Source organism: Hyphomicrobium sp., assembly GCF_041674905.1.
GTDB lineage: Bacteria > Pseudomonadota > Alphaproteobacteria > Rhizobiales > Hyphomicrobiaceae > Hyphomicrobium_B.
This window is the reverse complement of the sequence record NZ_JBAYUV010000024.1, coordinates 19,470-44,852: the sequence shown is the minus strand read 5'-3', so window position 1 is coordinate 44,852 and position 25,383 is coordinate 19,470. Positions and strand designations below refer to the sequence as shown.

The 25,383-nt window shown below is 61.4% G+C and carries 28 protein-coding genes; 18 read left to right on the top strand and 10 right to left on the bottom strand.

All coding sequences use genetic code 11. The annotated features are described in order from the left end of the window. Positions 1-69: 69 nt before the first annotated feature. From WC026_RS11030 to WC026_RS11015, 4 genes are all read left to right on the top strand, one after another. Positions 70-600 (top strand): DedA family protein, encoded by a 531-nt coding sequence (locus WC026_RS11030; RefSeq protein WP_372710999.1) that lies wholly within the window; start codon positions 70-72, stop codon positions 598-600. A 111-nt stretch (positions 601-711) separates the two neighbouring features. Next, a complete protein-coding gene (locus tag WC026_RS11025; RefSeq protein ID WP_372710997.1) occupies positions 712-873 on the top strand; it encodes a hypothetical protein in 162 nt (53 codons plus the stop codon). A gap of 70 nt (positions 874-943) precedes the next feature. Beyond that, positions 944-2,353 carry a cytochrome P450 gene (locus tag WC026_RS11020; protein ID WP_372710996.1) on the top strand — a complete coding sequence of 470 codons (1,410 nt, stop codon included), beginning with the start codon at positions 944-946 and terminating at the stop codon, positions 2,351-2,353. Between the two features lie 158 nt (positions 2,354-2,511). After that, complete coding sequence (locus WC026_RS11015; RefSeq protein WP_372710995.1) at positions 2,512-2,655, top strand: hypothetical protein; 144 nt, start codon at positions 2,512-2,514, stop codon at positions 2,653-2,655. 22 nt (positions 2,656-2,677) lie between these two features. Here the strand turns inward: WC026_RS11015 and gatB are convergent, their stop codons facing one another. The 6 genes from gatB to gatC are packed head-to-tail and all read right to left on the bottom strand — an operon-like array spanning position 2,678 to position 7,065. Beyond that, positions 2,678-4,159 (bottom strand): Asp-tRNA(Asn)/Glu-tRNA(Gln) amidotransferase subunit GatB, encoded by a 1,482-nt coding sequence (gene gatB / locus WC026_RS11010; protein WP_372710994.1) that lies wholly within the window; start codon positions 4,157-4,159, stop codon positions 2,678-2,680. 54 nt (positions 4,160-4,213) lie between these two features. Further along, positions 4,214-4,513 (bottom strand): hypothetical protein, encoded by a 300-nt coding sequence (locus WC026_RS11005; protein WP_372710993.1) that lies wholly within the window; start codon positions 4,511-4,513, stop codon positions 4,214-4,216. Then, positions 4,506-4,826, bottom strand: coding sequence for a chorismate mutase (locus WC026_RS11000; protein ID WP_372710992.1), 321 nt, complete (start codon positions 4,824-4,826; stop codon positions 4,506-4,508). Before WC026_RS11000 ends, WC026_RS11005 begins: the two co-directional genes overlap by 8 nt. Positions 4,827-4,862: 36 nt before the next feature. Then, complete coding sequence (gene gatA, locus WC026_RS10995; RefSeq protein ID WP_372710991.1) at positions 4,863-6,362, bottom strand: Asp-tRNA(Asn)/Glu-tRNA(Gln) amidotransferase subunit GatA; 1,500 nt, start codon at positions 6,360-6,362, stop codon at positions 4,863-4,865. Then, entirely contained in the window at positions 6,359-6,772 is a 414-nt protein-coding gene (locus tag WC026_RS10990) for a hypothetical protein (protein WP_372710989.1), read from the bottom strand. The genes gatA and WC026_RS10990 overlap by 4 nt, the downstream gene beginning before the upstream one ends. Before the next feature lie 5 nt (positions 6,773-6,777). Further along, positions 6,778-7,065 carry an Asp-tRNA(Asn)/Glu-tRNA(Gln) amidotransferase subunit GatC gene (gatC, locus tag WC026_RS10985; protein ID WP_372710987.1) on the bottom strand — a complete coding sequence of 96 codons (288 nt, stop codon included), beginning with the start codon at positions 7,063-7,065 and terminating at the stop codon, positions 6,778-6,780. Positions 7,066-7,275: 210 nt separating this feature from the next. Between gatC and ruvX the strand changes: the two genes are divergently transcribed. The 5 genes from ruvX to dprA all read left to right on the top strand — a co-directional run bounded on the left by ruvX (position 7,276) and on the right by dprA (position 12,047). Next, the gene (gene ruvX / locus WC026_RS10980) at positions 7,276-7,776 is read left to right on the top strand and encodes a Holliday junction resolvase RuvX (protein WP_372710986.1); all 501 of its coding nucleotides are present in this window, start codon (positions 7,276-7,278) and stop codon (positions 7,774-7,776) included. A gap of 114 nt (positions 7,777-7,890) precedes the next feature. After that, complete coding sequence (locus tag WC026_RS10975) at positions 7,891-8,862, top strand: aspartate carbamoyltransferase catalytic subunit (protein ID WP_372710985.1); 972 nt, start codon at positions 7,891-7,893, stop codon at positions 8,860-8,862. Continuing rightward, a complete protein-coding gene (locus WC026_RS10970) occupies positions 8,862-10,208 on the top strand; it encodes a dihydroorotase (protein WP_372710984.1) in 1,347 nt (448 codons plus the stop codon). Before WC026_RS10975 ends, WC026_RS10970 begins: the two co-directional genes overlap by 1 nt. A gap of 35 nt (positions 10,209-10,243) precedes the next feature. Continuing rightward, positions 10,244-10,846 (top strand): glycerol-3-phosphate 1-O-acyltransferase PlsY, encoded by a 603-nt coding sequence (plsY, locus tag WC026_RS10965; protein ID WP_372710982.1) that lies wholly within the window; start codon positions 10,244-10,246, stop codon positions 10,844-10,846. Then, entirely contained in the window at positions 10,833-12,047 is a 1,215-nt protein-coding gene (gene dprA / locus WC026_RS10960; RefSeq protein WP_372710981.1) for a DNA-processing protein DprA, read from the top strand. Before plsY ends, dprA begins: the two co-directional genes overlap by 14 nt. On the opposite strand, the gene WC026_RS10955 is transcribed toward dprA, so the two are convergent. Beyond that, positions 12,044-12,256: a nodulation protein NolW gene (locus tag WC026_RS10955; protein WP_372710979.1), complete on the bottom strand. Its 213-nt coding sequence runs from the start codon at positions 12,254-12,256 to the stop codon at positions 12,044-12,046. The two genes, dprA and WC026_RS10955, sit on opposite strands and share 4 nt — an antisense overlap. Positions 12,257-12,447: 191 nt before the next feature. On the opposite strand from WC026_RS10955, the gene topA reads away from it, so the two are divergent. The 5 genes from topA to rpmG all read left to right on the top strand — a co-directional run bounded on the left by topA (position 12,448) and on the right by rpmG (position 19,002). Continuing rightward, the gene (gene topA, locus WC026_RS10950) at positions 12,448-15,210 is read left to right on the top strand and encodes a type I DNA topoisomerase (RefSeq protein ID WP_372710978.1); all 2,763 of its coding nucleotides are present in this window, start codon (positions 12,448-12,450) and stop codon (positions 15,208-15,210) included. Continuing rightward, complete coding sequence (rnr, locus tag WC026_RS10945; RefSeq protein WP_372711012.1) at positions 15,207-17,507, top strand: ribonuclease R; 2,301 nt, start codon at positions 15,207-15,209, stop codon at positions 17,505-17,507. Before topA ends, rnr begins: the two co-directional genes overlap by 4 nt. Positions 17,508-17,559: 52 nt before the next feature. Beyond that, complete coding sequence (locus WC026_RS10940; RefSeq protein WP_372710977.1) at positions 17,560-18,030, top strand: DUF983 domain-containing protein; 471 nt, start codon at positions 17,560-17,562, stop codon at positions 18,028-18,030. An 18-nt stretch (positions 18,031-18,048) separates the two neighbouring features. Further along, positions 18,049-18,759, top strand: a complete 711-nt coding sequence (locus WC026_RS10935; RefSeq protein ID WP_372710976.1) for an NUDIX hydrolase — start codon at positions 18,049-18,051, stop codon at positions 18,757-18,759. A 75-nt stretch (positions 18,760-18,834) separates the two neighbouring features. Then, the gene (rpmG, locus tag WC026_RS10930; RefSeq protein ID WP_013214665.1) at positions 18,835-19,002 is read left to right on the top strand and encodes a 50S ribosomal protein L33; all 168 of its coding nucleotides are present in this window, start codon (positions 18,835-18,837) and stop codon (positions 19,000-19,002) included. Between the two features lie 584 nt (positions 19,003-19,586). Here rpmG and WC026_RS10925 read toward each other — a convergent pair. After that, positions 19,587-20,957 carry a PleD family two-component system response regulator gene (locus WC026_RS10925; RefSeq protein WP_372710975.1) on the bottom strand — a complete coding sequence of 457 codons (1,371 nt, stop codon included), beginning with the start codon at positions 20,955-20,957 and terminating at the stop codon, positions 19,587-19,589. 6 nt (positions 20,958-20,963) lie between these two features. Then, entirely contained in the window at positions 20,964-21,398 is a 435-nt protein-coding gene (locus WC026_RS10920; RefSeq protein ID WP_372710973.1) for a response regulator, read from the bottom strand. 107 nt (positions 21,399-21,505) lie between these two features. Between WC026_RS10920 and WC026_RS10915 the strand changes: the two genes are divergently transcribed. Further along, positions 21,506-21,793 carry a DUF3572 domain-containing protein gene (locus tag WC026_RS10915; RefSeq protein WP_372710972.1) on the top strand — a complete coding sequence of 96 codons (288 nt, stop codon included), beginning with the start codon at positions 21,506-21,508 and terminating at the stop codon, positions 21,791-21,793. 67 nt (positions 21,794-21,860) lie between these two features. On the opposite strand, the gene WC026_RS10910 is transcribed toward WC026_RS10915, so the two are convergent. Beyond that, a complete protein-coding gene (locus WC026_RS10910; RefSeq protein ID WP_372710971.1) occupies positions 21,861-22,733 on the bottom strand; it encodes a cell envelope integrity EipB family protein in 873 nt (290 codons plus the stop codon). A 130-nt stretch (positions 22,734-22,863) separates the two neighbouring features. Here WC026_RS10910 and WC026_RS10905 point away from each other — a divergent pair, with 130 nt between their 5' ends. The 3 genes from WC026_RS10905 to WC026_RS10895 all read left to right on the top strand — a co-directional run bounded on the left by WC026_RS10905 (position 22,864) and on the right by WC026_RS10895 (position 25,378). After that, a complete protein-coding gene (locus WC026_RS10905) occupies positions 22,864-23,325 on the top strand; it encodes a RidA family protein (protein WP_372710970.1) in 462 nt (153 codons plus the stop codon). A gap of 3 nt (positions 23,326-23,328) precedes the next feature. Next, entirely contained in the window at positions 23,329-24,078 is a 750-nt protein-coding gene (locus WC026_RS10900) for a glycerophosphodiester phosphodiesterase family protein (RefSeq protein ID WP_372710969.1), read from the top strand. A 127-nt stretch (positions 24,079-24,205) separates the two neighbouring features. Beyond that, on the top strand, positions 24,206-25,378 hold the full coding sequence (locus WC026_RS10895; RefSeq protein ID WP_372710968.1) for a GNAT family N-acetyltransferase: 1,173 nt from the start codon (positions 24,206-24,208) through the stop codon (positions 25,376-25,378). The last annotated feature ends 5 nt before the right edge of the window (positions 25,379-25,383 follow it).

Genomic DNA, 25,383 nt, shown 5'->3' with positions numbered 1-25,383 from the left:
CGGCGCACGATACATCCACATTGAGTGCGAACATTCGGATCTCATCCGCCTCAACGCGAAAGCACGTTCATGAACGTTCAGGATTTCGTCGATGCCATCGTTGCGTTCGTTCGGACCCACGAAAGCTGGACGGGACCTGTCGCCTTCCTCGTGGCCTTTCTCGAAAGCTTTTGCTTTCTTTCGATCCTGTGGCCGGGAACCGCGATCCTGATCGGCATATCGGCGCTTCTCGCCAAGAGCGGCGTCGAGATGAGCATCCTCTGGCCCGCGATCATTTGGGCAGGCGTCGGCGGCTCGCTCGGCTACGCCGTGTCGTATTGGATCGGCCGCTACTACAAGGACGGCATCCGCGAACTCTGGCCCTTCAGCCGTAATCCGGAACTGGTCGATCGCGGGCAAGTCTTTTTTCAGAAATGGGGGGCGATCGGCGTCTTCTTTGGCCATTTCTTCGGACCCGTCCGCGCGGTCATTCCGGTCATTGCCGGCATGTACGCAGTGCCGCAGTGGCAGTTTCAACTCGCCAACATGACGTCGGCGTTCATTTGGGCGGCAGGCGTTATCGCGCCGACCTACTTCGGGCTGAGCTATTTGCTCAAGTGAGGAGGCTGGCAGCAGCGGAAGCTTGCGTCGGCAAGGCCGATCCCTTAGAGGAGCGGTTCGATTTGGCGCCGCACCGGCGCTTTCGCAACCCGCTATGGCCGAGGCCTTTCCATGTCAAAGACATCGCTTAAGAACACCCAGAAGCAGAAGAAGAAGGCCAGCCGCACCATCCCGCGTCCGGCACAGTCGCGCATTCAAGGCAATACCGCAGGCGTCAGAAAGCGTCTGAAGAAGCTTGCCGGCAAAGCGCGCTCCGCGAAGGCTTCAGCTTAACTGCCAAGTTCGAGACGACCCGGATCAGGCTTCGCCTCGCCTTGGCTGAGCCTGACCGGTTGGAATGGCCATGTCGCGATGGCTTGTTGGCGCTGGCTACGTGAACTCAATTCCGCCTACCGAGACGTTCTATCCTCCGACGGTGCAGCCGCCTAGCCAAGCGCTGTCATTGCCTCGGTTCATCGCGCGCTTCATTCGAAATCCACTGCAGGCCTTACCGCGCTCCGTCTATACCGAGCCAGTCGTCGCCTACGGCGGTAAGCGACCGCTCGTCACCTGGGTCACCGATCCTGCACTCGTCGAGCGAATTCTTCTCAAAGACTTCGAACAGTTTCCGAAGACGCCGCTCGATCGCCGCGTACTTGTTCCCATGCTGGGCAATGGACTCCTGACGGCCGAAGGCGAGAGCTGGCGTTGGCAGCGAAAAATCGCCAGCCCGATATTTCGCTACTCCGAAATTCTGAGCTACGTGCCGGCAATGGTCGAAGCAACCGAGCAGTTGCTGGAGACATGGCAACCGCGCGGCAAGGAATTTACTACCGATATCGAGGAGGCGATGACGGAAACGACCTTCTCGGTCATCGCACGCACAGTGCTGGCCGGGATCGACGAGACCGAGGCGAGCGCGGTCAAGCGCTCCGCACGCACCTATCTCGACCGCATTTCATGGGAGATCGCAGCCGCGATGCTGCATTTGCCTCCTGCGATGTGGCATCCCGGCAAAGCCAATATGCGCTCCGCCGCGAAGGAGGTTCGAACGATCGTCGAGCGCCTGCTCGCACAGCGTCGCCAGGTGCGCGGACTGAGCGGCGATCTGGTCGCTCGCTTGATCAGCGCACGCGATCCGGCGAACGGTGATCAGATGTCGGACACCGCGATCGTCGACAATCTGGCGACGTTTCTGTTTGCAGGCCACGAAACGACCGCCAAGGCTTTGACCTGGACTCTTTATCTGCTCGCGCGCGCGCCGCAATGGCAGGATCGCCTGCGCGACGAGGTGCAACGCGCCATCCGCTCCTCGCAACGCGTCGGCCCGGGCACCATCGAGCGCTTGCCGCTGACGTTGCGCGTGCTGAAAGAGTCGATGCGTCTCTATCCTCCGGCGCCGGTCATGACGCGTCTCGCGAACCAGGATCTCGACCTCGCAGGCATCCACGTGCCGAAGGGATCGCTGATCGTCATTCCGATTTTCGTCCTGCATCGCCACCAGCGTCTATGGAACGATCCCGACCGCTTCGATCCGGACCGGTTTCTGCCTGAGAACGAAGCCAAATATCCGCGCACGCAGTTCATGCCATTCGGCTTCGGTCCGCGCATCTGCATCGGGTCATCGTTCGCGCTGATCGAGGCGACGGCGATTCTTGCCACGCTATTGCACAGCGCGCGTTTTAAGTGGGACGGACGTCACGCGCCGGAGCCCGTGAGCCGCGTCACGCTTCGGCCCAAGGGCGGCATGCCTCTGATCGTCAAAGCGCTCTGACGCGCCGCGCGGCGGGTTTATGCGTTAGCGTTTCATTTACCGAGATTAGCAACCTGCAAATTTTCATTTCGCATTTCGCGCATCCGCGTGAGCGGGATCGCAAACACTTGCTGCTATGTTTTGTCGCATCACAAATGCCGACTCCAAAGGAGAGGCCAATGACAATGACAAAAGCGCTTTATGCCGTAGCTGCAATCATCCCAGGCGGATTCATCGCTCTCGCATGCATCGGAATTCTGCACGTCGTCCGGGTCGGGCTCCGCGAACGCCGGCAGCGCCAGGCGGCAGGATTGCCCGCCTGACGTCATCGCGGGATGCGAAGCATCAAATCCCGAGCTTCGCCTTCAGGATGTCATTGACCGCGGCAGGATTGGCTTTTCCGCCCGTTGCCTTCATGACCTGACCGACAAACCATCCGAGCATCGACGGCTTGGCCTTCGCCTGCTCGACCTTGTCGGGATTGGAAGCGATGATGACGTCGACCGCTTTTTCGATGGCGCCCGTGTCGGTCACCTGCTTCATGCCGCGTTTTTCGACGATCTCGGCAGGTTCTCCGCCTTCGGTCCAGACGATCTCAAAAAGATCCTTCGCGATTTTTCCCGAGATTGCATTCGACGAAATGAGATCGACGACCGCGCCGAGCTGCTGCGCCGACACCGGGCAAGTCTCGATGTCCTTGCCTTCCTTGTTCAAGCGGCCGAACAGCTCGTTGATGACCCAGTTCGCCGCGAGCTTGCCGTCGCGGCCGTTCGCGACGCTCTCGAAATAATCGGCCGACGACCGTTCGGCGACGAGCACGTCTGCATCATAAGCAGAAAGGCCGAAGGTCTTGATGAAGCGCGCGCGCTTTTCATCCGGAAGCTCGGGCAGCTTCACTTTGAGGCCGTCCACGTAGTCCTGCGTCAGCTCCAGCGGAAGCAGATCGGGATCGGGAAAATACCGATAATCGTGCGCCTCTTCCTTCGAGCGCATCGAACGCGTCTCGCCCTTCACCGAGTCGAACAGTCGCGTCTCCTGGTCGATTTTTCCGCCGTCCTCGATGATGTCGATCTGGCGGCGCGCTTCAACTTCGATCGCCTGACCGATGAAGCGGATGGAGTTGACGTTCTTGATCTCGCAACGCGTGCCGAGCTTATCGCCGGGCTTGCGGACCGACACGTTGACGTCGGCGCGCAGGTTGCCCTTCTCCATGTCGCCGTCGCACGTCCCGAGATATCGCAGAATGGTGCGCAGCTTGGTGACATACGCCTGCGCCTGCTTCGACGATCGCAAATCCGGCTTCGAGACAATTTCCATCAGTGCCACGCCCGACCGGTTGAGATCGACGTAGGAATAATCCGGATGCTGGTCGTGCAGCGACTTGCCCGCGTCCTGCTCGAGATGCAGGCGCTCGATGCCGACCCTCAGCGTCTCGCCGTCGGCATCGATCTCGACTTCGCCTTCGCCGACCACGGGTTGCTTGTACTGCGAGATCTGATAGCCCTGCGGCAGGTCGGGATAGAAATAGTTTTTGCGATCGAACACGCTTTTCAGATGGATCTCGGCCTTGAGACCGAGGCCCGTGCGGATCGCCTGCGCCACGCATTCCTTGTTGATGACCGGCAGCATTCCCGGCATCGCCGCGTCGACGAGCGACACATGACTGTTGGGTTCTGCCCCGAACGCCGTCGCGGCCCCGGAAAACAGTTTTGCGTTGGACGCGACCTGAGCATGGACTTCCAGGCCGATGATGACTTCCCAATCGCCGGTCGCGCCTGCGATCAGGTTGTTCGGCTTGGATTTCACTGCGACTTTCTGAGAGCTCATTCGTCATCTCCAGCCCGGCGCTGCCCTCGCCGAGGGCGAAGCGCGAGACAATTCCTAGTTCCGGTTGCCCTTCATGAGATAGCCCGCGCCCGCGTAGATGAATCCAGCGACAAGCGAGACTATGAACACGCCTGCGACGGAGCGGCCAAGCGTCGGTGCATCCCAGATGCGAAACAGCGTTGCGACGTAGAGCACCGCGACGCCAGCCATCGCGCCAGCGAAAGCCGCGATCAGCAGCTTGCTCTTTTCGTCCGCCCGCTGACCCAGCATGAACGCGACGATGATCGTCGCCGGATTGAGAACTCCATAAAGCAGAACCTCGATCAGAGGCACGGTCTGTTCGAAGTCAGGCACTGCCGTTATCTCCACTTCTTGCTTTGGCGGCGTCCTGCGCCTGACGAAGCTTCTCTTCTTCGAACTGCACGAACCAGCCGATCATGTTGCGCCATTGCGCGCCGACCATGTCGACCATTTCCGGCGGCATGTTCTTATCGACGGCCCGCGCCTTCACGCGATCGATCACCTGCTGGATGCGCCACTGAACGACAGCGCCTTCCTGGGTCGACATTTTCAGCTGCCAGGCGCGATCGACATATCCGTACCGCTCGGCAATGAGATCGACGAGCGCCGCATCGATGCGGTCGATCTCGCTGCGCACTTGGGACATGTCGGCGCATTCCCATGGCCGTTTCGGATCCATCGTCTAACCCTTCATCCACCACTTGGCGGGCACGGAAAACCGGCCTGCCGCATCTTCAATCACCTGCGCTGTCCGGAACAGCGTCTCTTCGTCAAACGGCTTGCCGATCAGCTGCAGTCCGAGCGGCGTCCCTTGCGAAGAAAACCCGGCCGGAACCGACATGCCCGGCAGCCCCGCCATATTCACCGTCACGGTGAAAATGTCCTCGAGATACATCGCCAGCGGATCGCCGGACTTTTCGCCGAACGCGAATGCGGGCGACGGCGTCGTCGGCGTCAGCACGACATCGACCTTGTCCCAGGCCTGGTCGAAGTCGCGCTTGATCAGCGTGCGCACCTTCTGGGCCTTGAGATAGTACGCGTCATAATACCCCGCCGATAGCACGTACGTGCCGATCAGGATGCGGCGGCGGACTTCCTTGCCGAATCCGGCCGCGCGCGTTTTCTCATAAGTATCGGTCAGATTATCGCCGTTGACACGCAGGCCGTAGCGCATGCCATCGTAGCGCGCGAGGTTCGACGAACATTCGGCTGGCGCAACGATGTAATAGGCGGGCAGCGCATATTTCGTATGCGGCAGCGAAATCTCATGGATTGTCGCGCCCGCTGCCTTCAGCCACGCGATGCCTTCGTCCCACAGCTTCTGGATTTCGGCCGACATGCCGTCGACACGATATTCCTTCGGGATACCGATGCGCAGACCTTTGACGCCCTTGCCGATCGCGGCTTCGTAGTCGGGAACCGGCGCATCGACCGATGTCGTGTCCTTCGCGTCATAGCTCGCCATCGATCGGAGCATGATCGCACTATCGCGAACTGTCTTGGCGATCGGACCGGCTTGATCGAGCGACGACGCGAACGCGACGATTCCCCAGCGCGAGCAGCGCCCATAAGTTGGCTTCATGCCGACGGTGCCCGTCAGCGCGGCGGGCTGGCGGATCGAGCCGCCCGTGTCGGTCGCGGTCGCGGCGAGACAGAGATCGGCGGCAACAGCGGCCGACGAACCACCGGACGAACCGCCCGGCACGAGCTTATCGTCGGAAAGTTTGCCGTCCGCGCCCTTGCGGCGCCACGGGCTTACGACGTTGCCGAAGGCGCTCGTCTCGTTCGACGAGCCCATCGCGAACTCGTCGTTATTGAGCTTGCCGAGCATGACCGCGCCCGCATCCCAAAGATTCTGCCCGACGGTCGCTTCATACGGTGGCTTGAAATCGTCGAGGATCTTCGAGCACGCCGTCGTGCGAATGCCGTTCGTGCAAAAGAGATCCTTGTTGCCGATCGGAAGCCCTTCGAGCGGGCGGGCTTGACCGGCTGCAATTCGCTTGTCGCTTTCCTTGGCCTGCGCGCGCGCATGCTCCGGCGTTTCCAGAACATAAGCATTGAGGGCCGGGTTCGCCGCGTCGATCGCTGCGAGAAATGCGTCCGTCAATTCCAGCGCCGAAAAGGACTTCTTCTTCAGGCCGTCGCGAGCCTCGGCCATCGTCAGCTTAGTGAGATCCGTCACTCAACAGTCCCTTTCAGTCCTTTGCAGCGCTCATAGACGAGCGCGTCGCCGTCGCTCGCAACCTTGATGCGCTCGGCATCGAGACGGGTGAACGTCACCGTCTCCTCGTATTCCTCTGCGCCTTCGGAGCATTGCATCTTCGCTTCGAACGTGTTCGCCGTCGTCTCGCGAATCGCTTCGAACGTGCAGCCGCCTTCCCAGCTTCTCGTTCCTTCGCGCGTCAGCGTCAGCGGATAGGTCGAGATGTTGGGCGTCGCCTTGCCGCTCTCGATGTCCTTGAGCTTCTTGCATCCAGTCGTCGGGGAATAGGTCCCCGCTCCAACGAATGCGCCATCGATCTTTTCCTCGGCATTCACGCCTGCGGTCGAAACGAAACACAGACACGCCGTTAGAAATATGATGCGAAGCATCTCGCCTACTCCACGACCTTCGGAACGACGAAGTAATGATCTTCCGTAAGCGGCGCGTTGGCGGTCACCGCATCGGCAATCTCGCCGTCGTTGACGACGTCGTTCCGCATCGCCAGCTTCTGGGCGACGACACGCGTCATCGGCTCGACCGCCGAGGTATCGACCTCGTCGAGTTGCTTCGCCCAATCAAGAATGCCGGAAAGTTCTTTTTCCAGGCCCTTGGCCTCGGCATCGCTGATCCTGATCCTGGCGAGGCGCGCGATCCGGCGAACGGTCGCTTCGTCGACCTGCATTTGGGATTCCTTCGAAAAGCTCGGAGACGGGTCTTCGCTGTTCTCTTACCCGTCCCGATGCCTCCGAGGCAACCGGCCCGGCAGGGTCTTGCGCGGAGACGCCACGGCTGGCTCCAAGGGTCTTGTTTGTCTTTGCTTTTGCGGTGTCCTTGGGCGCGCGGCGCTGCTACTGCCTAGGCGAGCATGAATTCAGAGCAAATGGCGACCGTCATGAGTCAATCCGCTTCCCCGTCGCCGCCCGGGCGCACCACGGAAGACCCACAGGAATTTATTGCCGCCACGGCCGCGTCCGGCCGCCTGATCGGCATCGACGGCGGTGCGAAGACGCTCGGCCTCTCGCTGTCTGACGTGACGCGCACGATCGCCTCCGCGCTCGAAACCATCAGGCGGACGAAGTTCACCGCTGACGCTGCGCGGCTTCTGGCGCTCACCACCGAGCACGCCGTCACCGGGCTCGTGCTCGGCCTGCCCCTCAATCTCGACGGAACAGAAGGACCGCGCGTGCAAGCGACGCGGGCCTTGGCACGCAATCTCAACAAACTCAGCCCGCTTCCGATCCTGCTTTGGGACGAGCGCCTTACGACGGCCGAGGCCGAGCGCATGCTGATTGATGCCGACCAGAGCCGCAAACGCCGTGGCGAGGTCATCGATAAGCTCGCGGCCACGATTATTCTGCAAAGCGCCCTTGACCGCCTGAGACGGCAGGGCTGAAAGGGTTCGCGGGCGTTTCGTCTCGGAAACGTCCACCTGCCGTTAAGGGATTTCCACTACGTCCACGCGCCGCGCTTGCGGGCGCCTCAGACTCCGCCTATAGAAACCGCTTTAATGACATCAAAACCCAACTCGAATGCGCTGAAGGTTTTTCCGCGCCGCCATTTGCTGACCTGCGAGGGCCTGTCAGCGAATGAGATCAATTTTGTGCTCGATCTTGCCGACAAGGCTGCCGACCACATCCGCCAGAACGGCAAGAAACGTGACGTCCTCGACGGGCGAACGCTGATCAATCTCTTTTTTGAATCATCGACCCGGACGCAGGCTTCCTTCGAAATGGCCGGCAAGCGCCTCGGCGCCGACGTCATGAACATGAACGTCGCCACCTCGTCGGTGACCAAAGGCGAGACTCTGGTCGACACCGCCGTGACGCTCAATGCCATGCGCCCGGACATCATCGTTGTCCGCCATCACGCCGCAGGCGCCGTCGAGCTGTTGTCGCAAAAGGTTGACTGCTCGGTCATCAACGCAGGCGACGGCGCGCACCAGCATCCGACGCAGGCCCTGCTCGATGCGCTGACGATCCGCCGCGCCAAGGGTCGCGTCGCCGGGCTGACTGTCGCAATCTGCGGCGACATCCTGCATTCACGCGTCGCCCGCTCGAATATCAACGTTCTGAACGCGCTCGGCGCGCAGGTTCGCCTTGTTGCACCCTCGACGCTTTTGCCGTCGTCTCCCGAACGGCTCGGAGCCGAGGTCTTCACCGACATGTGGAAAGGCATCGACGGCGTCGACGTGGTGATGATGCTGCGCCTGCAGCGCGAGCGCATGGACGCCTCGTATGTACCTTCGAGCCGCGAGTTCTTTCATTTCTTTGGGCTCGATCACGAGAAGCTCGCCCGCGCCAAGCCCGACGCGCTCGTAATGCATCCGGGGCCGATGAACCGCGGCGTCGAGATCGCATCCACCGTTGCCGATCATTCCCGCAGCGTCATTCGCGAACAGGTCGAAATGGGGGTTGCCGTGCGTATGGCCGTGCTCGAAGCGCTCTCGGCGCATCTGCCAAGCTTCAAGGACGTCGCCTGATGAGCAAGGCAGCAAGCAAAGTCATCGAGAAGCCCAAAAGCGCCGGTCCGGCGACTGTTTTCATCAACGCACGCCTGCTCGATCCGGCGAGCAATCGCGACGAGCCGGGCGGGTTGCTCGTCAAGGACGGCGTCATCGCGGACCTCGGCGGCCATTTGCGCCGCAACGCGCCTGACGGCGCGACGGTCATCGATTGCAAGGGCCATGTCCTCGCGCCCGGCCTGATCGACGCCCAGGTGTTCACCGGCGAACCGGGCTACGAGCACCGCGAGACGCTGAAGACCGCCAGCCACGCCGCCGCCGCCGGTGGCGTCACGACCATCGTCGTCATGCCCGAGACCAATCCGGTTATCGATCAGGTCTCTCTCGTCGACTTCATTCAGCGCCGCGCCCGCGACAACGCCCTCGTCCACGTCCAGACGATGGCGGCGATGACGAAGAGCCTCAAGGGCGAGGAAATGACCGAAATCGGCCTCTTGAAGCGGGCCGGGGCCATCGCGTTCTCGAACGGCAAATCGAGCATCGTCAATACGCGCGTGATGCGCAACGTGCTGAGCTACGCGAAGGACTTCAACGCCCTCGTCGTGCATCACACGGAAGACCCCTACCTCTCGGGCAGCGGCGCGATGAACTCAGGCGAAGTCGCCGCCCGTCTCGGACTTCCGGGAACCTCGAAGATTGCCGAGACGATCATCCTCGAGCGTGATGTCCGTCTCGTCGAAATGACCGGCGGGCGCTATCACGCCGCGACCATCAGCTGTCAGGAAAGCCTCGACGTCGTGAAGGCCGCGAAGGCGAAAAAGCTGCCCGTCACCTGCGGCGTTTCGATCAATCACCTGACGCTGAACGAGAACGACATCGGCCCCTATCGTACCTTCTTCAAGGTCCGCCCGCCGCTACGCCGCGAAGAGGACCGCGCGGCGATGGTTCAGGGCTTGGCCAACGGCGACATCGACGTCATCGTTTCGAGCCACGATCCCCAGGACGCCGACACCAAGCGGCGGCCCTTTGCGGAAGCGGCGGACGGCGCCGTCGGTCTCGAGACGCTGCTCTCGGCGGCACTGCGTCTCGTGCATTCCGGCGACGTGACGCTGGCCGCGATGCTCAAGGCGCTGACCATCAATCCGGCGCGACTGCTCGGGCTTCACAGCGGCCGCCTCGCGAAGGGCGCGATTGCCGATCTTGTGCTGTTCGATCCCGGCGAACCGTGGGTGGTCAACAAGGACCTGCTCCGCTCGCGTTCCAAGAACACGCCGTTCGACGAAGCCAAGATGCAAGGCCGCGTGCTCAGAACTGTTGTTGCTGGCGAAACGGTGTACGAATACGCTGGCGTTGAACGCACATAAGCTCGTTCGGCAAAACAACGGAATTCACGCGACGCATGGCCCCCTCGTCCCTCCCCGTGCTGCTAATCGCATTCGGCCTCGGATATGCCTTGGGTTCCATTCCGTTTGGTCTGCTGCTGACGCGCCTCGCGGGCCTCGGAGACGTCCGCCAGATCGGATCGGGAAATATCGGCGCAACGAACGTGCTGCGGACCGGACGCAAGGGTCTCGCCGCCGCCACGCTCCTGCTCGACGCCGCAAAAGGCGCAGCCGCGGTTCTGATCGCGCACGCGGCGTTCGGGCCGACCGCCGCGACCGTCGCGGGCTTTGGAGCCCTGCTCGGACATATTTTTCCGGTCTGGCTGAAATTCAAAGGTGGAAAGGGCGTCGCGACTTTCCTCGGCGTGCTGATTGCACTCGCGTGGCAACTGGCGGCGATCTTCGCGATCGTCTGGCTCGCTGTCGCCGCAACGACGCGGATCTCATCCCTCGCGGCGCTCGTCGCAACGGTCGCCGTTCCGGTCGCGGCATACGTTCTTGGCTACAATGAAATCGCGATCGTATCGGCGCTGATGGCCGCGATCATCCTCATCAAGCACCGCGGAAACATCCGCAGGCTTCTGGCGGGCGAGGAGCCGAAGATCGGTGCCAAGGCCTGAGCAGTCCGAGTTATTCAATCCCGCACCCTTGCCGACGGCGCAGCTTTCCGAAGCCGAGCGCGTCGCGTGCCTGCGACTGATCCGGTCCGAGAACGTCGGACCTGTCACCTTCCGCGAACTGATCAATCATTTCGGCGGCGCTCAGAACGCGCTCGAAGCATTGCCGGAGCTTTCCCGTCGTGGCGGGTTTGGGCGGCCCGTTCGCATTTGCCCACTCGCCGAAGCCGAGCAGGAACTCGAAAATGCCCGCCGCTGCGGTGCCACGCCGTTATTCACGATCGAGCCCGGATATCCGGCCATGCTGGCGCGCATCGATGCGCCGCCGCCAATGCTCTATGTGAAAGGCCGGCTCGAGCTTTTGAATAAGCCTGCCGTCGCCATCGTCGGATCGCGCCAATGCTCGGCCGCAGGCGCGCAGCTCGCGCGGCGTTTTGGCCACGACTTGGGAGAAGCCGGTCTCGTCGTCGTGTCAGGCCTCGCGCGCGGGATCGACCGCGCAGCACACGAAGCCTCGCTGGCGTCCGGGACAATCGCCGTTCTCGCCGGAGGAATCGATTGGGTCTACCCGCGCGAGCATGCCGACCTTCAACGTGTCATCGGTGAGAATGGGTGCCTTGCCACGGATCGTCCGCCCGGCTTCAACCCGCGTGAAAAAGATTTCCCAAGGCGCAACCGGTTCATCGCCGGGCTCGCTTACGGCGTCATCATCGTCGAGGCGGCTTTGCGTTCTGGAACGCTGACGACAGCTCGCTATGCCAACGACCTTGGACGCGAGGTTTTCGCGCTGCCGGGCAATCCGCTCGATCCGCGCGCCGAAGGCACCAATCGCCTGCTCAAGCAGGGCGCGACGCTTGTCACCGAGCCGCAGGAAGTGATCGAGGTCCTGCAGCCGATTATTGGTCAGCCGACATTTCGCGAGCCTTCGAGCGATGCAGAATTCTCTCCACGTATTACAGCAGATCAGCCCGCGCCGCGGCCCATTTCACCCTCGCCCCACCCTCGGCGTGGATCGGGCGGCCCGGAAGACATGGACGCGGTCCTGACGGCGTTAGGCCCGGCGCCGATCGCGATCGATGCCATAGCCCGTGCCACCGGCCTTCCCATCCAAAGCGTCCAGATTGCGCTTCTGGAACTCGATCTGGCCGGCCGCATCGAGCGACAAGGACTTAGCCTCGTCGCATTGAAATCTACGGTGAGCTAGCGTTTAAGAGATTCCGCGATGGCTTCTTCTCGTGACTGCGCAATCAGATCGGGGAGCTTTGCGCATCTTTCGCGCTCGGCGAGCGTCTTGAGCTCACTCAGCAAATCTGCAAGATATTCAAGGCGCTCGCGCCTTTCTGGGTCGGGAGATAGAACGCGCGCTTGAGCCTCCGACATCCCCAATTTCCTCACGTCGAGCATCATCACCATAGTGAACGTCAATTACCTCGTTCTTCTTTAGATTGCAATCTATAACATACATCACCTTAGGTAGCAATTCCGGTATTTGACACCGCTGCGGCGATCAACCATGTTCCCCGCCCGCCGCGTGGACACCGATGTAAGCGGCAGATTCTCGACCTGGCTCGGAGGCCAGACGGGCCAGGAGCGGAAAACGCCACATGAACGTCGTTATCGTCGAATCCGCCGCTAAGGCCAAGACGATCAACAAGTATTTGGGGTCTGGCTACAAAGTTATCGCGTCTTACGGACACGTCCGTGACCTTCCTGCGAAGGATGGATCGGTCGAGCCCGACCAAGATTTTGCGATGCACTGGGAAGTCGACGGCAAATCCCAGAAGATCATGCGTGAGATCGCGGAGGCGCTCAAGAACGCCGACAAGTTGATCCTTGCAACCGACCCTGATCGCGAAGGCGAGGCGATCTCCTGGCACATCCTCGAGATCCTCACTCACAAGAAGGCGCTGAAGAAAGGCACCGAAGTCGAGCGCGTCGCCTTCAACGCCATCACCAAGCAGTCGATCCTCGCCGCGCTGAAAGAGCCGCGCAAGATCGACGAGCCGCTCGTCGAGGCCTACCTCGCGCGCCGGGCGCTCGACTATCTCGTGGGCTTCACGCTGTCGCCGGTCCTCTGGCGCAAGCTGCCGGGCGCACGCTCCGCCGGACGCGTGCAATCCGTTGCGCTTCGCCTCGTCTGCGACCGCGAAGCCGAGATCGAAGCCTTCAAGACCGACGAATACTGGACGATCGAAGCGCTGCTGACGACCAGCAAGGGCGATGACGTCAAGACGCGCCTCGTGGCGATCGAAGGCACGGCGTTGAAGAAGCTCGACATTAAGGACGAGGCTTCGGCAACCGCGATCAAGTCCGCGCTCGAAGGCCGCGATTTCCGCATCGCATCGATCGAGAAGAAAGCCGCCAAGCGCAACCCTTATCCGCCGTTCACGACCTCGACCGTGCAGATGGATGCGTCGCGCAAGCTCGGCTTCTCGGCCAAGCAGACGATGCAGATCGCGCAGCGTCTTTATGAAGGCGTCGATATCGGCGGCGAGACGGTCGGCCTCATCACCTACATGCGAACGGACGGCGTTCAGATCGTGCCCGAAGCCGTGAGCCAGATTCGCGACGTCATCTCGTCCGAGTACGGCAAACAGTACACGCCGTTCGCGCGCGAATACAAAACCAAAGCCAAGAACGCGCAGGAAGCGCACGAAGCCATTCGTCCGACCGATCCGCGCCGCAAGCCCGATCAGGTCCGCAAATACCTCGAAAAGGATCAGGCGGCGCTTTACGACCTGATCTGGAAGCGCACCATCGCGAGCCAGATGGCACCCGCCGACTTCGAGCAAACCGCCGTCGAGATCGAGACCAAGGGCAGCGATAGCAAAAATTATGGACTTCGCGCCAACGGCTCGGTGCTGCTGTTCGACGGTTTTCTGAAAGTTTACGAGGAAGGCCGCGACGACCGCTTCCGCTACATCGAGAAGGGCAAGGACGACCAGGAAGGCGAAGACGAAGATCGCCGCCTGCCGGCGCTCACCGAAGGCGATCATCTCAAAGACAAGGACATCAGCGCGGACCAGCACTTCACGCAGCCGCCGCCGCGCTTTTCCGAAGCGACGCTCGTCAAGCGCATGGAAGAACTCGGCATCGGCCGGCCTTCGACCTACGCGTCGACGATGGCCGTGCTCGTCGATCGCGACTATGTCCGGATGGAAAAAAAGCGCCTCGTTCCGGAGGACAAGGGCCGTCTCGTCATCGCCTTCCTCGAAAGCTTCTTCAAACGCTACGTCGAATACGATTTCACGGCGGAGCTTGAAGAAAAGCTCGACCTGATCTCCAACAACGATCTTGCGTACAAGGACGTACTCAGGGATTTCTGGCGGCAATTCATTGCTTCCGTCGGCGAGATCAAGGATCTGCGAGTCGGCGACGTCCTTGAAGCCTTGAACGAGATGCTCGGGCCGCACGTCTTCCCCGACAAGGGAGACGGCAGCGATCCGCGCCTCTGCCCGAAGTGCGCGCAAGGACGCCTTAGCCTCAAGATTTCAGGAAAATACGGCGCCTTCATCGGCTGCGGAAACTATCCGGAGTGCAACTATACGCGCCAGCTTTCCCAGAGCGCCAACAATGGCGAAGCAGCGCTCGACGGCAAGGTGCTCGGCTATAATGACGACGGCGTTGCCGTGACGCTGCGCACCGGCCGCTTCGGTCCTTACATCCAGCTCGGCGAAGCCGCGGGCGACGAGAAGCCGAAACGCTCCAGCATTCCGAAGGGCATCGACGCAGCGACGCTCGACTTCGAGAAGGCGATGCAGCTTCTGTCGCTGCCGCGCGACGTCGGCTTGCATCCGACCGAAGGCGGCATGATCACGGCGAGCCTCGGCCGCTTCGGCCCCTTCATTCTGCACGAGCACGACGGCGCCAAGACCTACGTCAATCTCGGAAGCACCGAAGACGTCTTTACGATCGGCATCAATCACGCCGTGACGCTGCTTGCCGAAAAGCGCGCGGGCGGCGGCAAGAGCCGTTTCCAGCGCAATGCTCCCAAGGTTCTGAAAGACCTTGGCGCGCATCCGAGCGAAGGCGGCCCGGTGCAGGTCCTCGAAGGCCGCTACGGTCCTTACGTCACGCACAATAAGAACAACGCTACGGTGCCTCGCGGCAAGGACCCGGCATCATTGACGATGGATGAAGCTGTGGCCCTGATCGCCGAGCGGATCGCCAACGGCGGCGGCAAGAAATCGAAGGCATCGCGTGCGTCTCCTAAGCCCAAGGCAGCCAAAGCCGCGAAGGCCGCCAAGGAAGAAGCAGCGCCCGCGGCGAAACGCACAGCGAAACAGGCAGCGGCGAAGAAGGCGGCTCCAGCCAAGAAGACAGCTGCCAAACCGGCGGCCAAGAAACTCGCAAAGGCCAAAGCCTGAAGCAGAAATCACGAGGGAAGACCCCGCACGGAAAACCGCACGCCACGTCGCGTGCTACCACCGATCGCGGTCTGCCGAGCAAAGAGCAGATTCTCGAATTCCTGAACTCCGCGCAAGGCAAGGCGGGTAAGCGCGAGATCGCGCGCGCGTTCGGCGTCTCGGGCGGAGCGCGCATCGCGCTGAAACGCATCCTCGCCGAGATGGCGGCCGACGGCACGCTTACCGGCGACAGGAAGCACCTCAAGGAAAAGGGCAAGCTGCCGCCCGTCACGACGCTCGAAGTCACCGGCCGCGACGGCGACGGCGATCTGATCGCGAAACCGTTGCACTGGGACGAAGACGAGGGCAAGCGCCCGACCGTCCGTCTGTCGCTATCGGCGCGCTCCTCCGATAATGACATCGGCATCGGCGACCGGGTTCTTGCTAAGCTCACGAAACTGCCGCGCGGCAGTGGCGGCAGTTTCTATGAAGCGACACCGATCAAAAAGCTGCCGAAGGAAAAACGGCGTCTGCTCGGCATCTTCCGGACCTCGAAGCGCGGCGGCGGCACGATCGAGCCGATCGACCGCAAGGAACTGAAAAGCTGGCCGATCCTGCCCGACGATATGGGCGGAGCAAGCGATGGCGATCTCGTCCGTTTCGAACTCGTCCGGCGCGGAAAATTTGCGACACCAGGCGCCGAGATCGTCGAAAGCCTCGGCAATCCCGACGATCAACGCCAGATTTCGTTGATCGCGATCCACGCGCACGGCATTCCCGAGGACTTCCCGGAAAGTGTGATGAAGGAGTGTGAGACACTCTCGCCTCCGACGATGGATCGCCGCGAAGACCTGCGCGCGGTTCCGCTTCTGACGATCGATCCCATCGATGCGCGCGATCACGACGACGCCGTTCATGCCGAACTCGACAGCGATCCCAAGAACGAGGGCGGCTTCATCGTGACCGTCGCAATTGCCGACGTCGCGCACTATATCCGCCCCGATTCCAAGGTCGATCGAGAGGCGCAGTTGCGCGGCAACTCGGTCTACTTCCCGGATCGCGTCGTGCCGATGCTGCCGGAGAAGATTTCCAACGACCTTTGCTCGCTGCGCGAAGGCGAAGAGCGCGCCTGCCTCGCGGTGCATATGGTTTTCGACCGCCACGGCGAGAAGCGGCGTCATAAATTCGTCCGCGCGATGATGCGCTCGGCCGCCAAGCTCTCTTATCAGGAAGCGCAGGCCGCGATCGACGGGCAGCCTTCAGAGAAATGCGAACCGCTGATGGAGCGCGCTCTGAAGCCGCTCTGGGCGGCCTATCGCGCCGTTGCCGTTGCGCGCAACAAGCGCGGCCCCTTGGACCTAGACCTGCCGGAGCGCAGGATCGTCCTCGACGATAAAGGCCGCGTCGCGCGCGTCGTCACGCCAGAACGTCTCGAAGCGCACCGGCTCATCGAAGAATTCATGATCCAGGCGAACGTCGCGGCCGCCGAAACGCTCGAAGAAAAGCGGCTGCCCCTCGTCTACCGCGTGCACGATGCGCCGAGCGCGGAAAAATTAAAGGGCCTGCGCGACTTCCTCGAAACGCTCGACATGAAGGTCCCGCACGCGGGCGCCCTCAGGCCGGAAGCGTTCAACAAGGTTCTCGAACAGGCGAAGTCGCTGCCGGTGCCCGATCTCATCAGTGAGGTGATCCTGCGCTCGCAATCGCAGGCCGAATACGCGCCGAAGAACATCGGCCACTTCGGACTGAACCTCGTGCGCTATGCGCACTTCACCTCGCCCATTCGCCGCTACGCCGACCTCATCGTTCATCGCGCGCTGATCCGCGCGTTGGACCTCGGAGCCGACGGCCTGACGGACGAGGAAATCCCGCGCCTCGCGAGCGTTGCAAAAGCGATCTCCGATACCGAGCGGCGCGCCATGTCGGCCGAACGCGAAACGACGGACCGCCTCATCGCCGCCCACCTCGCCGATCGCATCGGTACGACGTTCCACGCACGCGTTGCAGGCGTGACGCGCTCGGGGCTGTTCGTGCGCCTCAAGGACACCGGCGCTGACGGATATATCCCGATTTCGAGCCTCGGCGACGACTACTACCATCACATCGAGGCGTCGCACGCCCTCGTCGGCGCACGAACCGGCGCCGGCTACCGCCTTGGCGATACGGTCGAGGTGCGGCTGCTCGAGGCCATTCCCTCCGCCGGAGCACTGCGATTTGAAATGCTGACGCCCGCCTCGCGCGGAAATTTCGCGGCGCTCAAGGCCGGCCTGCGCGGTGGGCCGAGAAAAAGATTCGGCAAATTCCAGCGACGTCGATAACGTCGCAGAAATAGCCTATGCCTTGACCACATTGCCTGGACCGCCCATCACCATGAGCATGTCTGATTTTGCACAAGAAACAGCGCCCGGCGACGAGAGCCTGCCGCATCGCGACGTCTGGCAGTCGCTGAAGCGCGGATGGCGACAGAAATGTCCGTGTTGCGGCAGCGGCCGCGTTTACGGAAAATTCCTCAAGGTCAACGACGTGTGCGCGACGTGCGGCACCGAATTGTTTCACCATCGCGCTGACGACGCCCCGCCCTATTTCGTCATGACGATCACCGGCCACGTCGTCGTCGGCGGCATTCTGATAACCGAAAGGATGTTCTCGCCTGCGGTGTGGATCGAACTGGCAATCTGGCTGCCTGCCACGGTGTTGCTCAGCCTCTGGCTGCTGCCACGCGTGAAAGGCGCGCTCATCGGCTATCAGTGGGCACTTCGGATGCACGGCTTCGGCAACCCCGCCTTCGACAACGAGAGCCTGTCGCGGCTTCCGCCGTCCGAGCCGGAAGCGGTGCCGTAAGTCAGTCGCGGTTGCACAATGATCGAGACGTCCCCACCCCTCGCGGCTGCGAACGATGTCGAAATTCGCGACGCGGCGTGTGTGATCGTGATCGATTACGCAAAGCCGGAGGAGCCGACGCTTTTAATGGGCCGGCGTCACGCCGATCAGATTTTTCTTCCTGACAAGTGGGTCTTTCCCGGCGGCCGAGTCGATGCCGCCGACCGGACCTTCGCCCGTTCGTTCGACACGTCTTATCTCCCCCGCGATCTTGCCGCTGAACTCCGCCCTTTCGCATTGGCGGGCGTGCGCGAACTTTTTGAGGAAGCCGGACTGCTGATTGGCGCGGGTGCGACGGGAGATCTTGAAAACGAACATTGGCCCGCGTTCGCGGCCGCGGGCTACGCGCCGGCCCCCATCCATCTTCATCCCTTGGCACGCGCCATAACCCCGCCCGGCCGCGTCCGTCGCTACGATACGTGGTTTTTCACGGCATCACGCGCGGCGGTCGCCAACGCCCAATCGGCGCCGGACGGCGAATTGCTTGATCTCGATTGGTTTACGCTCGACGCGGCTCGCAAGCTCGATCTCCCGAACATCACCCGGCTCGTGCTGGACGATGTTTCTCTGCGCCTGCAAAGCACGTCAGAGGGGGATTTCAGCGGCGCCGACTTGCCGTTTTATCATGAGGATGCCTGCGGCTTTCAGCGCACCCTGATCTCGTGCACACTACCGCAGCCTGCACCTTGACATAGAAAATTCCACGCGTATGTTGCGCCTCTGCGGCTGACTAGTTTCAGCCTTTTTTCATTCTAAGCGTGATCCATGGCAAAGCCAGTTACACAAAAGATCAAGTTATTGTCGTCCGCTGGAACGGGCTTCTTCTACGTCACGAAGAAGAACCCGCGCACATCGACCGAAAAGCTTGTTTTCAAGAAATATGACCCCGTCGCTCGCAAGCACGTCGAGTTCAAGGAAACCAAGATTAAGTAATCGCTGTTATGTAATCCGGCGCACGGGCTCAGCCCGCGTCGCTCATTCGGAATTCCGTTTTTTTGTTTGAGATTGATTGGGGTCGCTGGCCGCATAAAGTGGCCAGGGCTGAAAGCAAACTCGGCAGCGGGGTAAATCGTTCCGAGACAGCTTCACGACCCTGGCCACAACCGGGCGAAGTTCAAAGAGGGCGTTGTTCCTCACCCAGCTTCACGATCGACCCTCTGCAACCGTTCGAGGAGGCCACTCGCGTGGTCACTCGGATCGATCCATCCCCGTTCTGCAAGGCTATGCGGCGGGCCCAGCAGCTCGGGAACATAGAACGCCATCCAGCCCTAAGCGGGCAACATGACGTAAAGGCTTCGATTTCTCGTGGCCCCCCGTGTCAATCCGGTATTTGGTGCCAGATAACGGTGCAGAATGCAAGAACTGCTTTACCTGTTGCCTGGTAGTCACGATTCGCCAGACCGGATCAATGCTGGCTGCGCTAATGTCTCGGAAATATGAGCCTTTTCCTTGACGGCTCTGCGGCTCACTCAAGAATTTAGCGTTGCCCGCGCGAGGCTAGCGTGCTCCTGCGATGGCTATGCCGCGTCGGAGACGACCCGGTTCCGCCCGCGCCGCTTGGCCGTATAAAGCGCGTTGTCAGCACGCTTGAACATCGACTCGGGCGTATCTTGCGGGTTCTCGAGCGTCCCGATACCGACGCTCGCCGTCACGCGCACGCTCTGCCCGCCATCGAGCGCGAACTCATCCGCGGCAACACACGCCCGCAGACGCTCGCCGATCTGATACGCGCGTTCGAGATCGGTGTCCGGCATGATGATGACGAACTCCTCGCCTCCGAGCCGGCAGGCAAGATCGACGCCACGCGTATTGCGCTTCAGCCGTACCGCAAATTCTTTCAGCACCGCATCGCCCGCATCGTGGCCGTGCGAGTCGTTAACCGCCTTGAAGTGATCGATGTCCGCAACCAGCATCGACAAGCTTCGCCCGGTGCGAATGGATTCCGAGACGAGCGTCCTGAGATGCCCCTCCATGTAGCGGCGATTGTGCAACCCGGTCAGGGAATCGGTGACCGACAGCTCGACGCTTTCCGCCAGCCGGTGTCGCAAAAAATCGGAGTGCCGCTTGCGCTTGATCTGCGTTTTGACGCGCGCGAGCAGCTCATGCCGATCAATCGGGCGCATCAGATAGTCGTTCACACCCATGTCGAGCCCGCGCAGCAGTCGCGCCTCGTCGCCAGGCTCCACCAGCATGATGATCGGCAAGTGTCGCGTGCGTTCGAGCGAGCGCACTTGCGAGCACAGCCGCAGTCCGTCGGCGTCCTGCAGCGACAGGCTGACGACCAGCAGGTCGAAATTGCTTTCCGTGAGCTTGGTCAGCGCCGCATGCATATCGCGTTCGGCAAAAGCGTCGTTGCCTTTCGAGAGAACCTCAAGCAACCGCGCTGCCGAACGCGGATGATCGTCGACGAGCAACACGCGGCCGGAGCGCGCCGACAGCGCGCGGGCATAGGAACCGTCATCGGGAATGCCCATGTCGCGGCCGGTCGAGGCTCGCATCATCATTTCGTCGTTGAGCATCTTCAGGCGCGCAAGATTTTTAACGCGCGTCACCAATGCAATATCGTCGACAGGCTTCGTCAGAAAATCATCCGCGCCGCTTTCCAGCCCCTGCACCTTGTCGGAGGGCTGATCGAGCGCGGTGACCATGACGACGGGAATGTGATGGGTCGCGTGGCTGGCCTTGATGTGGCGGCAGGTTTCAAACCCGTCCATTCCAGGCATCATGACGTCAAGCAGCACGACGTCGACGCTTTCGCGCTCCAGCAGATCAAGCGCCTGCCGGCCGCTGTTCGCCGTTAAGACCTCGAAATACTCGGCTTGCAGCCGCGCTTCGAGAAGCTTCACGTTAGCGAGAATGTCATCGACTACGAGTACGCGGGCGGTCATGGAGCCTTACGATTTCGACGGACCTATGAACTTGCGGACGGTCTCAAGAAAGGTCATGACCGAAATCGGCTTGGAGACATAAGCTTCGCAGCCGCCCGACCTGATCCGCTCCTCATCGCCTTTCATTGCGAACGCGGTAACGGCGACGACCGGAATTCGGCACAGTTCGTCATCGTCCTTGAGCCATTTCGTAACCTCGAGCCCGGAGACCTCAGGCAGCTGAATGTCCATCAGAATGAGATCGGGGCGATGCTTGCGCGCCAGTTCCAGAGCTTCGAACCCGTTGCGCGTCTGGATCGTCTTGTAACCGTGTGCCGCCAGCAGATCGTTGAAGAGCTTCATGTTGAGCTCATTGTCCTCGACGATCAGGACCGATTGCGTCGCCACGCGCGGATCCGCTCCGCGCCGCTCGACGTTGGTTCTCGTTTCCTGATACGTCATGGCAACCGCCCACGCTCCCTATGGCAGTTTGTGCACCGATTCTTGGCTAAACCATTGACCTACTTTGACGCCAAAAGCCGTAACCAACAGTTAACAGCAGGACGCGCATGCCTCGCTTAAGACCCGATCGACTGTCCCTCGACGACGCCGAGACAATCGCATTGCAGGCGTTGGGGTTTCTGGCCGACGATCCGCAGCGGGTATCGCGCTTCCTGTCTCTGACGGGTAGCGACGCGGGACAGCTGCGTGCCGAGGCGAAAAACCGGGAATTTCAGGCCGCGACGCTCGAGTATATGCTCGGCGATGAAAGCCTGCTGCTGGCGTTTTGCCAGGAGGCCGGGATTGATCCCGTCGCGATAGGCCCGGCGTACGCCTTGCTCGGCGGGCAGGCTTGAACATCAAGGCGCCCCATCCGGAGTTGCTCACCCAAGACGATTCAGCCGATCGTAACGATAATCCAACTTATCGGGTGCTGGCCGACGTCGTGCACTTGCCGGGATCGAGGAACGTCAGCTCCTTCAGCTCGCCCTTGATCGCGAACTCACCGTAGTCGATCTTCAAGTCGCTGGTGACGCCATCCTCGAAATACCGGAACGAAAGCTCGTAGGCAGGAAGCTGATCTTCCTGGTCCTTGCCGGCATCGAAATAGCTGATCGACATCGGCCACGACGCGACGCCCGCGAGCTTGTCGCCGCCCTTTAAAGCCGGCGAAACCGGCTTGGCGCCGGGCTTATATTCATTCCCGATCGCGGTGCTCGTCAGGTAATACTTTTCGCCCTTCTCCGAGCCATCATAGAGATTGGCGGTCAAAAGCTTGACGCCGTTCTTCGCCGCTTGCACGAGCGTCGAGGCGTGCTGCATCGGAAAATAGATGTCGTTGGGCAGCGCGACGCGCTTCTTCGAAGGCTTGACGAGATCGACGCCGACGACGGGCGTCGCACCTTTCGAGCGGGCGGCGTCGCCCTGGCTCGCATCCGCCAGTTCATCGTTCTGATACTGCGTCGAAGAAAACCTGAGCTTCTTGCCGTCCGCATCTTCCCAGCTCGAATTCCGGAGATCGCTGAGCGTTTCGGTGCCTTCCTGATTGGTCATCACCGTGACGAAACGCATGTTCTGCGTATAGCCGTCGCACGGCGACCCGTTCAGCTCGTACACCATCCGGCCTGCAACGCCCGAAACACCGGCCCCGGCGCTCGAATCGGCAAGCGACAATTCATAGACCGCGCGATGGGGCGCGAAATGCACTGGCTCTTCCGCCAAGGCGGGATAGCTCCACGCCAATCCGGCGAGAACCGCGAACGCGCTCCGGGCGTTGATTTCAAACCGGCTGATCATCGACGTTCGCTCTCTTTCCCAAAAGGGCGGCATTTCATAGTGCCCCAATCTAATGGGTCAATAAAGGCATTGCAAAGAGGCGCATCGACGGCCAATTCTCGCCCCCTACGCTGGAATCTAAGGAAAAGCCATGTCGGACGCCGAACGGCGCCTTGCGGATCTGGGCCTGAAACTCCCGGAAGCTCCGCAACCCGTCGCCAATTATGTGCCTCACATCGTGTCGGGTGACCAACTTTTCATATCCGGCCAGATTGCAAAAGATCATACCGGGCGCGTCTTAACAGGCCTCCTCGGAGGCGATGTCTCAATAGAGGATGGCCGCACCGCCGCCCGCTTCGCGGCCCTCAGTCTTCTGGCTCAAGCCAAGGCCGCGCTCGGCACCTTGGACCGCGTCGTGCAGGTTTTGCGGGTAACCGGATTTGTCGCCTCCGCGCCCGGATTCTACGAGCAGCCTACCGTAATCAACGGAGCGTCCGACTTACTCGTCGCCACCCTCGGCGACGCAGGACGGCATACGCGGTCCGCGATCGGCGTCGCGAACCTTCCGCTCAACACGTGCGTTGAAATCGATGCGATTTTGAAAATACGCTAGACCATGCTCGACCGTGCAACATTCCTGCGTCCCATTGCGCATCGCGGGCTGCACAATGCGAAGCATGGGATCATCGAAAATACTGGTCCAGCCTTCGAGGCGGCGATCGCCAAGGGCTACGGCATCGAATGCGACGTGCGTCCGGCCGCCGACGGCTTGCCGGTCGTGTTTCACGACGAGGCGCTGTCACGTCTCGTCGCCGGTCGCGGGCCGGTCGCCAAAGTCACGGAACGGCAGCTGCAATCTCTTCGCCATCGCGTCGGCGGCGCGCCGATCCTGACATTCGATGAACTGCTCGAGCTGGTTTCAGAACGCGTCCCCTTGCTCGTCGAGATCAAGAGCGAATGGCATCCGCCACAGAAATCGTTTCTCGGCAAGCTCGCGGCGGCGGCATCCGCATATCGCGGGCCGATCGCGCTGATGTCGTTCGATCCCGCCGTGATGTCCGTCATCCGCACGCTGGCGCCCAAGCTTCCCCGAGGCATCATTTCGGGCACGTACATCGGTTCCGGATGGTGGTCGCGCAAAATCAGCGCGAAGCGGGGAGCCGCGCTGCGCGATCTGTTGGAATCCGGCCCCGTCACGCCGGATTTCTACGCCTACGATGTGAATGCGCTTCCGACACCGGTCACGGAATACGCGCGCCTAGTTCAAGGCCTGCCCCTGTTCACCTGGACGGTTCGGACCGCGAAACAGCGGCGCATTGCGGCGAGTTCCGCCGACGCGATGATTTTCGAGGGATTCGAACCTTAACCGAGCATCGGAACATCGCGTTTCAAGAGACATGCCTATCGATGCACACCTGATCTGCCTTCGAGGCCCTTTTATCTTCCACTCCGCCGTTGCATAAAATCGTTGTGTCCGGTTCATTCGTTAGGTCATGCCGACTTCACCCGACGCCGTTGTAAAATTCGTACCGTCCATTGCAGCCGTCGATGCTGCTCAATGGGACGCCTGCGCAAATCCCGATCCATCCGCGTTCAATCCGTTTGTCTCTCATGCGTTCTTGAAGGCGCTGGAAGATTCGAATGCGGTCGGCCGAGCAAGCGGCTGGATTCCACGACATCTCATTCTTGAAGATGAAACGGGCGCGATCGCCGCCGCAGCGCCCGCCTACGTCAAATCGCATAGTCAGGGCGAATACGTTTTCGACCACGGCTGGGCGGAAGCCTACGAGCAGGCCGGAGGACATTATTATCCGAAGCTGCAGATCGCCGTTCCGTTCACGCCCGTCCCGGGACCACGGCTTCTTGTGAAGCCCGGCCCGCGGGCCAACGCCGATGAACAACTCCTTGCCACCGCCGCCATCGAGCTTGCGCGCCAGGGCGGGCTTTCGTCCGTGCATCTGACGTTTCTCTCCGCCGAAACCGCCGAACGCCTGCGCGCGCTCGGATTTCTGACGCGCACCGGCCAGCAGTTCCATTGGCAGAACCGCGACTACACGTCTTTCGATGATTTTCTCGTGAGCCTCGCATCGCGCAAACGCAAAGCGATACGAAAAGAGCGCCAGACCGCCGTCGCACCGGGAATCGAGATCGAGCACATCACAGGCAGCGACATCACAAATGCGCACTGGGACGCGATGTTCGACTTCTACATGGACACCGGCAACCGCAAGTGGGGGAGGCCCTACCTCAACCGCGCATCCTTCTCCGAACTCGGACGGACGATGCCCGAAAGCTGCCTGCTCGTCCTGGCGAAGCGTGACGGGCGCTACATCGCGGGAGCCCTGAATCTCATCGGCGGCGATTGCCTCTACGGCCGCTACTGGGGCGCAACCGAACAGCATCCCGCGCTGCATTTCGAGATCTGCTACTATCAGGCCATCGATTTCGCGATCAGCCGCAAACTGGCGCGCGTCGAGGCGGGCGCGCAAGGCGAGCACAAGTTGGCGCGCGGCTACCTCCCCGTCGAAACCTATTCCGCCCACTGGCTTTCAGACCCCGGCCTGCATCGCGCCGTCGAACGTTTCCTCAAAAGGGAGCGTGCGCTTATCACACAATACTCTGCCGACTTGACCGACCTTGGTCCCTATCGCAAAGACGAAGCGTAGAGCGC

Excerpts from the sequence above, each read along its gene's own strand:
- WC026_RS10915 (WP_372710972.1), top strand. The coding sequence starts at position 21,506 with ATGCCTCGCTTAAGACCCGATCGACTGTCCCTCGACGACGCCGAGACA.
- WC026_RS10935 (WP_372710976.1), top strand. The coding sequence starts at position 18,049 with ATGATCGAGACGTCCCCACCCCTCGCGGCTGCGAACGATGTCGAAATT.
- gatB (WP_372710994.1), bottom strand. The coding sequence starts at position 4,159 with ATGAGCTCTCAGAAAGTCGCAGTGAAATCCAAGCCGAACAACCTGATC.
- WC026_RS10910 (WP_372710971.1), bottom strand. The coding sequence starts at position 22,733 with ATGATCAGCCGGTTTGAAATCAACGCCCGGAGCGCGTTCGCGGTTCTC.
- gatC (WP_372710987.1), bottom strand. The coding sequence starts at position 7,065 with ATGCAGGTCGACGAAGCGACCGTTCGCCGGATCGCGCGCCTCGCCAGG.
- WC026_RS11025 (WP_372710997.1), top strand. The coding sequence starts at position 712 with ATGTCAAAGACATCGCTTAAGAACACCCAGAAGCAGAAGAAGAAGGCC.
- WC026_RS11020 (WP_372710996.1), top strand. The coding sequence starts at position 944 with ATGTCGCGATGGCTTGTTGGCGCTGGCTACGTGAACTCAATTCCGCCT.
- WC026_RS11000 (WP_372710992.1), bottom strand. The coding sequence starts at position 4,826 with ATGTCCCAAGTGCGCAGCGAGATCGACCGCATCGATGCGGCGCTCGTC.
- topA (WP_372710978.1), top strand. The coding sequence starts at position 12,448 with ATGAACGTCGTTATCGTCGAATCCGCCGCTAAGGCCAAGACGATCAAC.
- WC026_RS11030 (WP_372710999.1), top strand. The coding sequence starts at position 70 with ATGAACGTTCAGGATTTCGTCGATGCCATCGTTGCGTTCGTTCGGACC.
- WC026_RS10925 (WP_372710975.1), bottom strand. The coding sequence starts at position 20,957 with ATGACCGCCCGCGTACTCGTAGTCGATGACATTCTCGCTAACGTGAAG.
- WC026_RS10895 (WP_372710968.1), top strand. The coding sequence starts at position 24,206 with ATGCCGACTTCACCCGACGCCGTTGTAAAATTCGTACCGTCCATTGCA.
- ruvX (WP_372710986.1), top strand. The coding sequence starts at position 7,276 with ATGAGTCAATCCGCTTCCCCGTCGCCGCCCGGGCGCACCACGGAAGAC.
- WC026_RS10940 (WP_372710977.1), top strand. The coding sequence starts at position 17,560 with ATGAGCATGTCTGATTTTGCACAAGAAACAGCGCCCGGCGACGAGAGC.
- plsY (WP_372710982.1), top strand. The coding sequence starts at position 10,244 with ATGGCCCCCTCGTCCCTCCCCGTGCTGCTAATCGCATTCGGCCTCGGA.
- WC026_RS11015 (WP_372710995.1), top strand. The coding sequence starts at position 2,512 with ATGACAATGACAAAAGCGCTTTATGCCGTAGCTGCAATCATCCCAGGC.
- WC026_RS10955 (WP_372710979.1), bottom strand. The coding sequence starts at position 12,256 with ATGGTGATGATGCTCGACGTGAGGAAATTGGGGATGTCGGAGGCTCAA.
- WC026_RS10905 (WP_372710970.1), top strand. The coding sequence starts at position 22,864 with ATGTCGGACGCCGAACGGCGCCTTGCGGATCTGGGCCTGAAACTCCCG.
- WC026_RS10990 (WP_372710989.1), bottom strand. The coding sequence starts at position 6,772 with ATGCTTCGCATCATATTTCTAACGGCGTGTCTGTGTTTCGTTTCGACC.
- WC026_RS10920 (WP_372710973.1), bottom strand. The coding sequence starts at position 21,398 with ATGACGTATCAGGAAACGAGAACCAACGTCGAGCGGCGCGGAGCGGAT.
- WC026_RS10900 (WP_372710969.1), top strand. The coding sequence starts at position 23,329 with ATGCTCGACCGTGCAACATTCCTGCGTCCCATTGCGCATCGCGGGCTG.
- WC026_RS10970 (WP_372710984.1), top strand. The coding sequence starts at position 8,862 with ATGAGCAAGGCAGCAAGCAAAGTCATCGAGAAGCCCAAAAGCGCCGGT.
- rpmG (WP_013214665.1), top strand. The coding sequence starts at position 18,835 with ATGGCAAAGCCAGTTACACAAAAGATCAAGTTATTGTCGTCCGCTGGA.
- WC026_RS10975 (WP_372710985.1), top strand. The coding sequence starts at position 7,891 with ATGACATCAAAACCCAACTCGAATGCGCTGAAGGTTTTTCCGCGCCGC.